Genomic DNA, 13,242 nt, shown 5'->3' on the forward strand with positions numbered 1-13,242 from the left:
GGCAAATGCCTGTTATTACTGACCCGAAACTGCTGATCCCGCAGAGGGCAATTCCGGCTCTGGCGGCAGGGGTACAATAGTCTGGAGATACTCTCCAGCCTCTTCCGCCCGTGCATAGCGAGCGGGCATTAAATTAGCAAGCTTGCCAATACTTTTATCAATCCAGGGGTTATAAATACCGACGCCCAGCAACTCGACATTCTTCTGGTGAACAGAAATGGCTTTTTCCTCGAAGGGATAAATTTGCTCCTCCAATGCCAACTCATACTCTTCCAGCTCCAGGGCATTCAGGTTGGTTGGACGCTCCGAGTCCTTCAGGGCCACGCTAAAGTGGAGATAAATTTCAGCCAGGTAAAAGGTTGCCGCCGCGGTCACATCGGCCACCTGATAATCAATCAGGTCAGTAAATGCACGGGTGGCTGCTTTCATACGCTTGCGCTTGAGGTTGAGGCTTTTCTCGATAGGCGCAACCAAATCCACCTGGGTGAAAGCCTCAAAACTGGGCTCAGCCAATAGCAGGGCCGCATTACCGGCGAGATAACGGGTGCGGTCGCTGCGCTGGGAACCACCGCGGGACTCAACTTTCACCAGTTCACGAAGCTCTGCCATGTAAAGCTTTTGATTCCCGGACACTTTGTAGATATCGGCAATTTTCTGGCGGGTCTCCAGCGCCGGCTCCATGGGTTCGGGGAAATAATCGACGTAGCGACGCAAAACAGACAGCGCTTTAGCGCTATCTTCTGCCGCTGCGTAAAGATCTGCCGCCTGGGTTAAGGCCTCACGGCGTATTTCATCGTCCTCGGATTCCCGCTCAATACGCTCAAATTCCGCAGCTGCCAGCAACAGCTCACCGCTCTCCTGGTAAACCACTGCCAACTTCTTGGTGACATCTTTCGCCAGCTCATGCTCCGGGAAGTGACTGCGGAAGTTATTCAATACCGTTGCCGCTTGTACCCAATCCTTAAGAACGATCAATGATGCGGCAGCATCGTACTCCGCCGTAGCCAGAATGGTCGCGCCAGGTGCAGCACCTCGAATACGCAGGAAGTGGCTCGCTGCGGTTGCATGATCCTCCTGCTTACGGGCCATATCACCCTGCTGGTAGATAGAAGCCGCCAGGTTATCTACCAGACCCGCCCTATCCTTTGCATCCTGGGCAGTCAGTATCAAAGTTTCACCGTAAGCAATTTCTGCATCCGCAAAGGCCGCAGTATCGAAAGAAGCGTGAGCCACCAGCAGCCAGGCAGAACGTCTAATCTCCTGCTCCGCAGTGGGGAACTGCTCCAACAGTGAACGGCCATTGGCGATCGTCGGGGCATAGTCTTTTAACCCGTAAAGATCCTCCACCGCTCCAAGCATGATCTGAGGGGCTTTGGCATGCTCAGGGAATGTGGCTGCAAATGTCAGCGATGAACGGATAATTTCCCGCAATAGTGGTGCACGCTGCTCATCCGTTGCATCTTTTAAGTTATTGGCCAGATGTTCGCGATAAGCGTAAACCGCTACGTAGCCTGCTTCGCTGGAATCCTTATGCGCAGGATATTCATAGGCCGTGCGCTCATACTCCAGAGCTGCACCATGGAAATCCCGGTTTTCCAACATCAATCCGGCAAGCTGATAATTGATTTCCGGTGCGCGCTCAGTTTCCCGGAAGGAATCGAGATAGCTGCGATACCAGTGAATCGCCTCGCGATAATTCTCGGCCTTCTTGTCTTTTAACTTCTTATTCTGGTAAGCCGCATGGTAGTGCCCGGCGAGGTCGATCAGGTTGGTCTGCAGGAAGGCAACGACCTCTCCGTATTCATTAATATCAAAGACAGTCCAGTAATCGGCATTAAGTGCATAAGTAGTGGCGAAATCCTTCTTCGCTTCCAGCACCAGTTTGGGAAAGCCGCCTTTACTGTAGATTTCAATAACACGAATTGAGAAATCCGCAGATACTCTGTGCAACTGGTTTCGATCAACAAACGCAATATAGGATTTTGCCGCATCCTGGTAGCGACGCTTCTCCAAATAATATTCACCCAGCTGGCTATATACCCGGAATTCGTAATCTCTATTGCCCTTGCGGGAGAAGTAATCGACAACCGAATCAGGGCCTTCCAGGTAAGAAAAACTCAAGCTGACTACACGGAAAGTATCGTCAATATGCTTGCGCTCGCCCTTATTGTTTTTCTGGTCGAAGTCATAGCCCTGGGAGACTTTGTAATCCAGCATGGCGATATAGTCATCCAGGGCCATTTCATACATATCCTGCTTAAACAGCGCCCAACCGCGTTTATACAGGGCAAGCTCGTAGAAACTGGATATCACACCAATATCGATAACTTTTCCGTAGGACTCTTCCGCATCGAGAAACTTCTTGCGGGTAAAATAGTATTCGCCCAACCGGAACCAGGATTCATCGATATGTCGCGAGTCCGGATAGTTGGCCACCAGCTGGCGCAATACATCCACCGCTGCATCAATCTCTCCCGCCTCTTCATAAGCCCGGGATAACTGATACATCACCTGGTCGTTGCGGTGATACAGGGGGTACTTTTGCAGTAATTTAATATAGAGATCGATGGCCTCGCGGGCATTGGCTGACATCATCTCTTCAGAATCAACGCCCGGCGCTTCAAGCGGGGTTTCATCTGCAGCTATTTCTATGCTGCCACTAGCCCGGGTTTCAAACTCCTCATCAGACTCGACAACCCCAGGGGCCTGCGCCTCAGCCACTACCGGCTCTACCTTCGCCACCGGCGCTGTCTTCTCTGGAGCATCCAAGGTATTTTCAGCCATAGCTTCTGACGCATCGACAGAGATCACCGCCCCGCTTCCAGCAGCTACTCCAGCAAGGTTATCGAATTCTGCATCTTCAGCGCGGTGTGCCTGCTTGATTTTCAGGTCGGCAATCCTGCGCATCGCCTCGGGGGTCAGCTTGGATTCAGGGGTTTCCTGCAAGTACTTCTGGTAGCTGGCCAGTGCCTTCTCCAGGCTGCCATCAATATGCTCTTCCTTAATTTCTACTTCGACATTTTGGAGGCTGCCGATGGTCTTGCCGCTGTTTCCCGCACAACCCCCTAGCACTATAAGTGCAGAGAGAAGACCGACGGCGCGATTGAGAGATTTACCAGCTCGAGATTTAGATTTGAGCAACTTACTCACGAATCACCTCCCTCTGCTGATTCTTCTTCCTCCACCGGCTCCATCTCCGGTGGATTCTCCTCAGGGATTTGCTCTTCCAACAGTGCCTTGTGCTGCTCTACCTTAAATTCATCTTCACGCTGCTCCTGCAGCTCATTAGCGCGGTCGTAGCTGTCTGCCAGGGCGAAGCGGGCTTTAATTTGATAACTTTCCAACTGTGCGCGACGGCGTTCCAACTCAGCAATTGCCAATGCCTCAAGCATGGTGCCCTGGCGCGCCATCAGGGTTTTCAGTCGCCGCTGGGTTTGCTGGATCCGCGCGCGCAAACGAGTAATATCGCGGTCGTAACCGGTATAGCTGTGAGTTGCCGCCTGGCGACTGCGCACAAAGGAATCGTAAACAGACTGGAGACTTTCGATCTCCTGGTTTAATTCCGCCAGGTGTTTGTAGGCTTCGGTCAGTCGCTGGTCGTACTCAAAGGAAAGACGCAGATCCAATACACCTTTGAGCCGCTGAACCCGCTCCAAAGTAGTTTCAGTAAAGCCCTGGGGATGCTCAGCAATTTTTCCGCTAAGTTCCAGGAGCTTCAATCGCGCTTCCTGCTCTTCGGCCGTTGCCAGGTATTCTGGGCGGCGGGAGATCAGCATCTGCTCTATACGACTGGCAAACTGATCGCGCTGCTCCATCCGCAGCTTGATACGGGCGTCGAGTTCACGGAATTGCCTGTCCAGCTCCGGCAACAGGGGCTCGTAATAGTTGCGGCGAATACGAATAATATCTTCGTAGGCTGTCAGGCTTTTTAGCCACTCTTCATTGCGCTCATATAAATCGTTGAGGTCGCGATAGTTACGCAGAAATTCCTGATAGTCATTGGACGCCATCAGGTCGAGTAAGTAATGGGTCTCGGGGGCTTCCGGTAAATTGCGCAAGGCCACTACCCAGTTCTGTACCTGGGTGGCCTCTTTACGACGCAGCGCCTCAAGGAACTTACCTTTGCGAATACTATGAATAGACTGTGTGAGGGTATCGATCTCACGCCCGAAAGCGTCTAAGGCGCGGCCGTAATTAATTGCAGCAGTACTGTGGACATCCAGTTTGCCGTAGGCATAGGGCACCGCCAACATGACCTCTTGCACTGGCTCATTGGTGCCTTTGCGGTCTTGCAACAGCTTCCAGGGCACCAGTGCCCGATCATAGCGACCCGCGCGGGCCTCTACCCAGCCAGCACCCAGCAGCGCCCTGTTTGAAAAAGGGCCATCGAGGTTTACACGATCAAAATAGGGGCGCGCCAGTTCCAGCTTGCCCAGCTCCATTAAATGGGAGCCCAATAAGAGGTTGGTTTTATCGTAAAGGGCCTGCAGGGCCGCCTCTGAACTGCGCTTTCTTCCCAGTGCAGTCAACTCCAGAACACCGCGCTCCTCTTCTCCCGCCTTCAGTTGGGCAATACCCAAATTGAAGGAAACAAAGCCCTCTAGCGACTCTTCACCCTTCAGGTCTTGCAGCAGTTCTACAGCCTCCTCGAATCGACCGAGCTGCATATAGACTCGAGCACGCAAAAACTGCTCATCTGCACGGACCCTCTCGGGAACCCGCCCGTCAATCATTTCCAGGGCATGTAAGGCGTTGCGCGGCTGTTGTTTGTGATAGTGAATTTTTGCCAGTCGATACGCGGCTTCATTGCGCACCGGCTGGGAAACATTTCCCTGCAGTACAGCCTCAATAGCCCGCCCGGCCTCCCTGTGCATTCGATAGGACAATTCCAAGTCACCCACCGAAAACTCAGCTTGCCCCAAGTGCGCACTGAAAGGATCGAGTTCGGGCTGATCTAAGCGGTGATACTGAGCAAGTTCTGTGTCCAGTGCCACAATCGCATCAAAATAACTTTCCTGATGGGCATGAAACATTGCCGCACCGAAAAACAGGTCTTTAAGTTCTTCCTGCGGTTCAGTCGCCGCTGCAGCGGGGAGAGCAGCCAAAGAACAAAGGGATAGAGCACCAAGCATCATCCTGGTTTGACAGGACAACACATTTACCAGGGACCTGAGCATGATTACCAGTCCTTGAAGTTTATCGTGGACTCGGTTCCCAGAACCTTAATCTCGACAAATTTAGGACCCACTGCTTTCTCCACGGTGTAGGAAGCTGTAGCCCGATACTCTTTTCCCGATGGGGTTTTACCGAGAAAACTAACCTCTAATGGATGCCCACCCACCTGCACATTGCCCGTGTATATTTTTTGTACCCCACCTTTTTGCAGGGACTCAATTTCCCGGTAGGTATAGAGATGATGGGCAACTAATTTGCCATTCAGTGTGACCTCAACCGACTCCAGCTCGAAGGGCTTTTCATCAGCCACCGAGACAAAAAGAGCTACCTGCGTATTAGAGGGGAATAAGAGCTTTTCCTCCAGCTGTGACAATTCAGCAGTGAGATCAATTACATCTTTCTTAACATCCTGGATCTGCTCATCCAGGCCACGGATATCATCTCTATCAATAGTCTGAGCATGCCCAGTACTGGCCAACAGAAAGAAAAGTACAATCTGAAGAATTCTGAACATGTGGCCTACCTCCGACCCAACCCTAAACTATCAATTCCTGCCAGAGAACCTGGAACAGGACCACAATAAACCCAGGCACAACAGGGCCTTGAGCTGCGGCATTGTATTGAATAGAGGGCTAATCAGATGTGAGGAAATTCAAATCTCACAAAAACTCAAAGAATGGATAAATTTTGAAAAAAGCACTTCCAGCAAATAAAAGAGATCTACAACACAAAAGAAGTGAGACACAATTCACTTTCGATTAAGAAAGTTCTCCGCTTTGGCTCTCTGGCCTACCGATCACAAAAAACATACAGACAATCAAACCAACCAAGGCTAGGTAGGCATTTACTGTAAAAGCTCTATCTATACCCGAAGGTATATCTGGAGCGAAGGCGATAATTGTAGCATTCATACCCAAACCAACCGCACCCCCACCAATTTTAAACATATAGAGGATTGCGCCTGCCAAGCTGGCACGGTGAGGTTCCACCACCGTAATACCCGCAGTCGTACTGGATGGATTGAACAGCCCAATACCCACTCCCAACACGACCAAGCCCGGACACATATCCAGAAAACCCGTGTCCGAAGTCAGGTTCGAAAGCATGAACATTCCAACACTCATCCCCAAAATACCTAATGAGACGAGTAATTTTGGTCCAGCTAGCTCATAGAGGCGGCCGGAGATAATAGCAACCAGCCCCGATACAACCATTAAAGGGACCAAAGATAAACCGGCCTGAAATGCTGAGTAACCACGAAAATTCGCCAAAAATTGGGGGACATAGAGAATTGCCGATAGGAATACTACGGAGATTAGAAGTGTCGTAACACCTACCGCTAGGAACTTCCGGTTCTTTGCAATATCAGGGGGAATCAGGGCATCTTTACCAACTCGATACTCCACGATGGTAAACAGGCAGAGCAACACCAGGAACACAACGATCAGGCTGATAACCACAGGATGCTTGAAACCAATTTCCGCGGAGACATCCAGTGCAAAAAGCAAACAAAATAGCGAGGTGCACAGTAGTAGCACACCGAAGAAGTCTATTTTTTCCTCAGTGTCACGAGGTTTATCGGGGGGTACTGCCCACCAGCAAGCCAGCATTGTTGCCAGAGTGAGGAGAATATTAACGAAGAAAATCCATCGCCAACTGAAAAAATCTGCGAGCACCCCACCCAAAACTGGTCCAGCTGCATTCGCTAACCCACAGGTGGCCATCAGGATACCACCCGCCAACCCTGACCTTTCATAGGTCAACAGGTTAAAAGTCATTGCCAAAGTGGACGGCCACATCAATGCCGCACCCACTCCCATCAATGCGCGGGATATCAATAACATCCACATATCCATTGCCAAGCCACCCAGCACGGCAAAGAAAACGAATATTCCCGCTCCAATCATAAATACTCTGCGGCGGCCATAGATATCCGCCAAGCGGCCACCGGTTATGATGAAAACACCAAAAACCAAGGCGTAGCCGTTAATGATCCACTGGGAGCTAGTTATGTCTGCATTGAATTCTCTTTCGATGGCAGGTAGTGCGGGGGCAAAAGCGGTATAGTCATTACTAATAAGGAAGGCCGCGAGAACTAATGCAGCCAACCCCAAGTACTGATCTCGTGTAATTTTGCCGCTCTGTTTAGCCATACTGCGTAATTCACTCGACACCCGAGCCGCTCAGGTAATCCTTCAGAACCTAATTAGCTTGCGATATATTTTTAATACTCCCGCCTAGAGCCTAGACCACTCGCTCATTTACACGCCTTTTGACTTGTCAGTTTTCACTGTCGATACCGATCATCATCTGCCTTGTAACTGGCAGCTCATATCTTATGCTTAAAGGACATCCAAGCGCCGGAAAATTGAATTAGTGATTGGATAGCCTACTGAGCCCCCTAAGATCACGCTAATAGATGAGATTAGTAAATGCATAAGTTCATTGTGCTTGTCTTGGTTCTGTTGACTTCTTCTACATTCGCCAAGGGATCTACGGTGAACGACCTAAAAGATTTCCAGTGGAAAAACCGCATTCTATTACTGAATATCCCGGAAGATCCCAATAGCACAATCAATGAATTACTCAAGTTAGCGCCGCAGTTTGCAGAGAGAAACTTGATATGGTTCCTATTTTCTAACGGCACCCTTGAGACTAACTTCCCCGGTAAAGTCACAGACAATTTTGCTAAAAATGTACGGGAAAAATATCTGCAAGGACCAGCAATGCAGGTGCTTCTTATAGGAAAGGATGGGGAAGTAAAGTATAAAGCCAATAAATTCTCAGCCGTCGAAATTTTCCAACGTATCGACAGTATGCCCATGCGACGCAATGAGATGCAGCAAGGATCTGCACAGTGAACAATTATTGAACATCCACAATCTGATAGAGAATTTTTGTATCTTCCAGAATTACTGAGGAATCCCAGAGTTAGATTTCCCTCAGTTAATTACGCTTCGGCCTTCTTTGCTCACCAGACACCCTCTCCAGCTGGCAACTTTTAACAAACATAGACATCTTTGCGCTAAAGTACGCTATTAGCCTTGCGAACTTATAATCAATGGAAATCGACCTCCAATGACCAAAAGAGCCATTATCCTCGGAGCTACGGGCCTTATCGGTGGCCATCTCACAGAGCAACTGGCTGGTGAAGAAGCCTTTGATGAAGTACTTACCCTCACTCGACGCCCCAAAGCCACTGCAAGTCAAAGAATACATAATCATATTGTCGATTTTGACCGGTTGGAGGAGGCTGCTCCTCTTTTCCAGGGAAATACTCTATTTTCCTGCCTGGGAACCACTCGCAAGCAAGCCGGCAGCCTAGCCGCCCAGCACAAGGTTGACGTTGAATATCAATACAAAGCGGCCCAATTGGCAGCGGAGGCAGGGGTCAGCCATTACTTACTGGTTTCATCCAGCGGAGCCAATGCCAATAGCGCCAGTGCTTACTTACGCATGAAAGGTGAGCTGGAGGAGAAAATCAAGAAACTTCCATTTAAGCGCATCAGTATACTGCAACCCTCCCTACTCCTCGGAGATCGTGCAAATGCCCGACCCGGTGAGAAAATCGGAGGCATCCTCCTACCAGTAATTTGTATGCTGCCGGGGCTGAGACGTTATAGGCCCATTGAGGGGCGTGAAGTAGCCAAAAAAATGGTTTATTTAAGTCGACAAGAACGAACAGGGGTTGAGACCCTGCGTTTGGATGAGTTATTCAATTCTTAAGGAGCCTCTGAATAATTCCGTAATGTCTCGGCGAATCTGGGAGGCTCCTTAAACCCCAAAGGTTAAATTCGGGAGCTTAAAACAAGTAAATCGCTCCCGAATATTACGGTTATTCTTTTACTTTAATCCCTAGCCAATGCGGATATTGAGTCAAAACAATAAGGACAATTGCATCGTAGACTGCGTGCCAGATTATCACTCCCAATAAGCTTCCGGACACTTGGTAAACCACTCCTAGAACCACACCAATTCCCAAAGTCAGAAAGAAATTGGTCCACGATGAGAAATGAAGTAGCGCAAATGCAATTGCGGAAATTAATAACCCCAACAATGGCGAGCTAAGTTCTGACAACCAGGACTGCAAAAAACCCCGAAACAAAAGCTCTTCGCAAATTCCGACTACAATAGAAATCAACAGCAGCTGAAAGAAAGACAATCGTGAAAATAGCGGAATCAAGGCGATCGATTGACGCCGCATTGACTTGCCAAGGGTCGTTTCTGAGCGAGTTAACGACAACATCACACCGTAGGTAGCCATTGCACCAATGATGCCAATTGTTACTTGCAACCCTACACTATCACCAATGATCACTACCTTGAGTGAAGTCAGATAAAAGCCCAGAAGGGCCAGCAACAAGCAAACAACCTGAGTGCCAATTAATAAAAGAAAAACTGGTGGATTCCCTTTTGTTTGGTCAACAGCATCCATTTGTGACCGTCCTTTTTATTAGTAGTTTATCGAGGTAGTCGAGTGGCTCAGTACCTAAATAGACTGCCTTAGGATTCCGTACCAACTAGAAACCACATCGAAATTCAATTAGCCGAAATAAGCACACCCGCCATCGGCAATAATCTAACAGAAAATGATGACAGGCATAATCCTCCGCCAACAACCTACCTCTATCCGTTTAGTTTGACGTCAGACAGCTTATCTCCTTTGAAAAACTGCCTGACTTTAGCCGAAAAGCCAGTCACAGTGCTATGCTCGACAATATCTCTGGAACCGGATAGCTTGTAGAGACTACCCGGTTTCCAGCCCTCTTATCAGTAGATTGTCTTGCAAAGAAACTACACAGCAACTAATTCCAACCATGACACAAGAAATCATAGGACTGGGCCAGCTGCTGAAGGATATTGAGGAGAAAAGTCAGGGGCAGGAGAAAATCTCCATCCAGCATGTTATTGAGGCTGTGGGGCTTCGATCCTTTGCCCCATTCCTTATCCTTATCGGGTTGATCCTGTTTTCCCCTCTGAGCGGTATTCCCGGAATGTCTACCGCGATGGGTGTTTTGCTACTACTGTTTGCCCTACAGCTGCTGATGAAGCGCAACTATATCTGGCTTCCACAGTGGCTGATCAACCGCTCCATATCCAGCGAAAAGCTGATGGATGCCCTGCACTGGATGGAAAAGCCCGCCCGGTTTGCCGACCGCTGGATACAGCCACGGATGGATTTTATCGTGCGCCGATATGGCACCTACGCTATTGCTGGAACCTGCATTTTTATTGCATTGACCCTGCCAATAATGGAAGTCATCCCCTTCTCTGCCTCAACGGCTGGTCTCGCTCTCACCATTTTTGGGCTATCGCTGGCAGCTCGAGACGGACTCTTAGCGCTTATTGCTTTTATCCTAACGGCCTCCCTGGTACTAGTGGTGATCGTAGCCGTGATCTAGGAGCCCCCGAATAATTCCGTAATATCTCTGCAGGTCTCCAGACCAAAGCTAGTTACTTACCCTCGCTTTAAGACTTGATTTTTTAATCCGAGCAAATGGGGAAAGTGCACTATGGCGAAAATTGCCAAAAGGTCGTATACCGCATGCCAAACAATCGCTCCCACCAAGCCTCCAGACATTTGGTAGAAAATGCCTAAAATAAGCCCAATCATAAAGGTAAGGAAGAAGTACACCCAGGAAACACAGTGCAGTAATGCGAATATCAGTGATGCACCCAATAAGCCGAGGAATGGCGTACTGAGCTGGGAGAGCCAAGACTGTAGAAAACCACGAAACAACAGCTCCTCACAAACACCTGCAGCCAGGGCAACCCATACCATTTGTGATGGGGACAACTTGGAAAATAACGGGGTCAACTGAGTACAGTGGAGCCGCAGCATTTTCCCAAATAGCGTCTCAGAACGAGCCAATGTCAGTACTACCGCAAATGTGACAATAGCGCCTAACAATCCCAACAGCAGTTGCAGCCATACCGCATCACCAATAAATGAGACTTCCATTGGCACAAGGTAGAGCCCTAGAGCCGCAAGCAATAGACAGCCCAGTTGAATATCCATTAAAAAAAAGAAAACCGGCAGGCTGCGCCGTGCCGGACCAATCGCTTCCATTCCTGATTTTTCCCTTTGCCTATTGATTTCCTGAGCCTCTGACAACCTTCAAGCTCGCTCGCCCATCCGCAGAAATCATCAATTCAGCCACGCCACCGTCCCGCAGTTGTTTTTCCAGATCCAGGGCTTTTTCCTTCGGAGCAAAGTAGGCTTCAATACCGTAGCGAATCCGGTAGCTATCTGATGAGTTCCAAAAATTCTGGCCTGCTACCCGCCCTCGAATAAAGACTCCGCCCTGTGGTTGTTCAAGGCTGACAGAGGCGTGTTCATACAATCCGGATGGCCCTTTTTCTAAGCCCACATAAACCACCTCTCCCTGACGCAGCCGTCCCTGCCCTTTAAATAAGGCTTTATCTAAGATGGAAAAGGGGTAACTCAATTGGGCATAGTTACCCCGAAACAATGAGCGCGGGTCTACAGGAACAGTTTTCACTGAGACAGGCTGGCCCGTCCACAGCGGCATTTGAGCCTTAATATACATTCCTAACAATATAAAAAACTGCACGCCAATGGCGGCAACCAGGCCAATCACAACTCTACGTTTCATCGCAAACTTCCCCCCGCCTGGTGATATTTCCAATACTTGGCTGCTGCCAGCAATAAAACTGCGAAGAGAATAAACAGGAGAGCAGCTCCTATATAGTCGCCAATCAAGTCAATATAGCGCAGCAGAGCCGTCAACAGGACCGCCATAACTCCGAGGAAGAAGTAGTGTGAGATACCATCGTGAATACCCCTGAAGATCAACCAGATTCCACAGGCAATCAGGGCGAAGTTTGTGAAAATTTGTAACCAAACTGCGTAGTCACTGGAGCTGGCATTCGTTACGAACGCAAGTACTGCCGCAAAAACACCGCACAACCCCAGTCCGAATAGCAACCTCTGAGACAGCAGCGCCAACACTATCGACACAGCAGACATAGTCCCCACTACCGCCCACATAGAAGGTAGGTGACTCCAGGGGGCTTCTATCATCTCCTCCCAGGGATATTCAAAGCTAAAAATCAGTAAGCCAATTAAAGTAAACCGAAGGCACCAAATAGAGATTACTGCTGCGTAGTCCTTGGCTACCGCCGACGGGCGAGTTGCCAACCAATGGGCAAAGCAATACATCAGGATAAAGAGCGAGACTGCAACAGCAAGGTTCTCTGGATAAATATCCGCACTAAATTTCCCATCCTGCAAACGCCAAAATTCTGACAGGGAAAATTCCAGCCAAAAACCTAAGCCAAAGATAAAGGTCAGCAAGAGAATCACGCTCGGACGACCACTTAACAGGATATAGAGGGCCCCCAGCAGGAAAATTGGGAACAGGGCGGGGTAAAAGCCTAAACTCGACTCCAGGAAGAACCAAAGCAAAGCCAAGAGCAAGGACTGCTCTGCGATCCACGGGCTGCGGGTAATTAAAGCAAATGGCAAACTACCCAGTGCCCACCAGAAAATACCATCTGGCATATGCTCGCCCAAATGGTATATCTGTGCGATCAAAATAATCGCCGCACCAAAAAACAGGTTGCCCAACAAGAACAAGCCCTCTCCGGCTTTCCTGTCTCCAGATAGGTAAACCTTAAACGCCACTCCCTGGGTCACCAAGGTCAAAGCAATCAGCCCCCCCATTCGCAGCGCTCTGGGGATTTCCTCCCAATTGGCCCCAATCAATGTAATCACCGCCAGCCCGATAAAGAGATAGGCCAACCCAATCAAAATACGATATCCAAGTGTTCTTTCTTGCGCCCGGTGGTAATCCACTTCATAGCGGGCACAGATCTGCTCAGCCTGAGCTTCACTGATCACACCGTCTTCAACCCAATCTCCGGCCTCGCGGGCCAGATCATGCTTAAGCAACCGAATCAATCGCATAGATGCGCCTTGTGAAAAATTACCCATACCCGATGAATGGGTATTAATACTTTGGTCCCGAGTATCCCCGATGTAACCAGCGACCTCAAATTGGTACGGATTGCAGACTAAATTATCGCCAAGCTGCCTAGATAGCA

The 13,242-nt window shown here is 49.3% G+C and carries 11 protein-coding genes; 3 read left to right on the plus strand and 8 right to left on the minus strand.

Annotation, left to right across the window (positions count from 1 at the left end):
* Positions 1-15: 15 nt before the first annotated feature.
* The 4 genes from ACJJI5_RS15890 to ACJJI5_RS15905 all read right to left on the minus strand — a co-directional run bounded on the left by ACJJI5_RS15890 (position 16) and on the right by ACJJI5_RS15905 (position 7,328).
* Complete coding sequence (locus tag ACJJI5_RS15890; protein WP_445354603.1) at positions 16-3,150, minus strand: tetratricopeptide repeat protein; 3,135 nt, start codon at positions 3,148-3,150, stop codon at positions 16-18.
* Positions 3,147-5,177, minus strand: coding sequence for a tetratricopeptide repeat protein (locus ACJJI5_RS15895; RefSeq protein ID WP_445354604.1), 2,031 nt, complete (start codon positions 5,175-5,177; stop codon positions 3,147-3,149). The genes ACJJI5_RS15890 and ACJJI5_RS15895 overlap by 4 nt, the downstream gene beginning before the upstream one ends.
* A gap of 2 nt (positions 5,178-5,179) precedes the next feature.
* Entirely contained in the window at positions 5,180-5,689 is a 510-nt protein-coding gene (locus ACJJI5_RS15900; protein ID WP_282932151.1) for a hypothetical protein, read from the minus strand.
* Between the two features lie 244 nt (positions 5,690-5,933).
* On the minus strand, positions 5,934-7,328 hold the full coding sequence (locus ACJJI5_RS15905; protein WP_444914207.1) for an MFS transporter: 1,395 nt from the start codon (positions 7,326-7,328) through the stop codon (positions 5,934-5,936).
* A gap of 279 nt (positions 7,329-7,607) precedes the next feature.
* Here ACJJI5_RS15905 and ACJJI5_RS15910 point away from each other — a divergent pair, with 279 nt between their 5' ends.
* Positions 7,608-8,036 (plus strand): DUF4174 domain-containing protein, encoded by a 429-nt coding sequence (locus ACJJI5_RS15910; protein ID WP_445354605.1) that lies wholly within the window; start codon positions 7,608-7,610, stop codon positions 8,034-8,036.
* A gap of 217 nt (positions 8,037-8,253) precedes the next feature.
* The gene (locus ACJJI5_RS15915; RefSeq protein WP_445354606.1) at positions 8,254-8,901 is read left to right on the plus strand and encodes an oxidoreductase; all 648 of its coding nucleotides are present in this window, start codon (positions 8,254-8,256) and stop codon (positions 8,899-8,901) included.
* A gap of 109 nt (positions 8,902-9,010) precedes the next feature.
* Here the strand turns inward: ACJJI5_RS15915 and ACJJI5_RS15920 are convergent, their stop codons facing one another.
* Positions 9,011-9,610: a CPBP family intramembrane glutamic endopeptidase gene (locus ACJJI5_RS15920; protein WP_445354607.1), complete on the minus strand. Its 600-nt coding sequence runs from the start codon at positions 9,608-9,610 to the stop codon at positions 9,011-9,013.
* A gap of 382 nt (positions 9,611-9,992) precedes the next feature.
* On the opposite strand from ACJJI5_RS15920, the gene ACJJI5_RS15925 reads away from it, so the two are divergent.
* A complete protein-coding gene (locus ACJJI5_RS15925; protein WP_282932146.1) occupies positions 9,993-10,577 on the plus strand; it encodes an exopolysaccharide biosynthesis protein in 585 nt (194 codons plus the stop codon).
* A 56-nt stretch (positions 10,578-10,633) separates the two neighbouring features.
* On the opposite strand, the gene ACJJI5_RS15930 is transcribed toward ACJJI5_RS15925, so the two are convergent.
* From ACJJI5_RS15930 to ACJJI5_RS15940, 3 genes are read right to left on the minus strand one after another with little or no spacing between them, the layout of a single operon-like run.
* Positions 10,634-11,245 carry a CPBP family intramembrane glutamic endopeptidase gene (locus ACJJI5_RS15930; RefSeq protein WP_445354608.1) on the minus strand — a complete coding sequence of 204 codons (612 nt, stop codon included), beginning with the start codon at positions 11,243-11,245 and terminating at the stop codon, positions 10,634-10,636.
* Positions 11,246-11,264: 19 nt separating this feature from the next.
* Entirely contained in the window at positions 11,265-11,792 is a 528-nt protein-coding gene (locus tag ACJJI5_RS15935) for a GDYXXLXY domain-containing protein (protein WP_445354609.1), read from the minus strand.
* Positions 11,789-13,105 carry a DUF2157 domain-containing protein gene (locus ACJJI5_RS15940; RefSeq protein ID WP_445354610.1) on the minus strand — a complete coding sequence of 439 codons (1,317 nt, stop codon included), beginning with the start codon at positions 13,103-13,105 and terminating at the stop codon, positions 11,789-11,791. Before ACJJI5_RS15940 ends, ACJJI5_RS15935 begins: the two co-directional genes overlap by 4 nt.
* Positions 13,106-13,242 lie beyond the last annotated feature (137 nt).

The organism is Microbulbifer maximicatervae (SeqCode), from assembly GCF_052467955.1.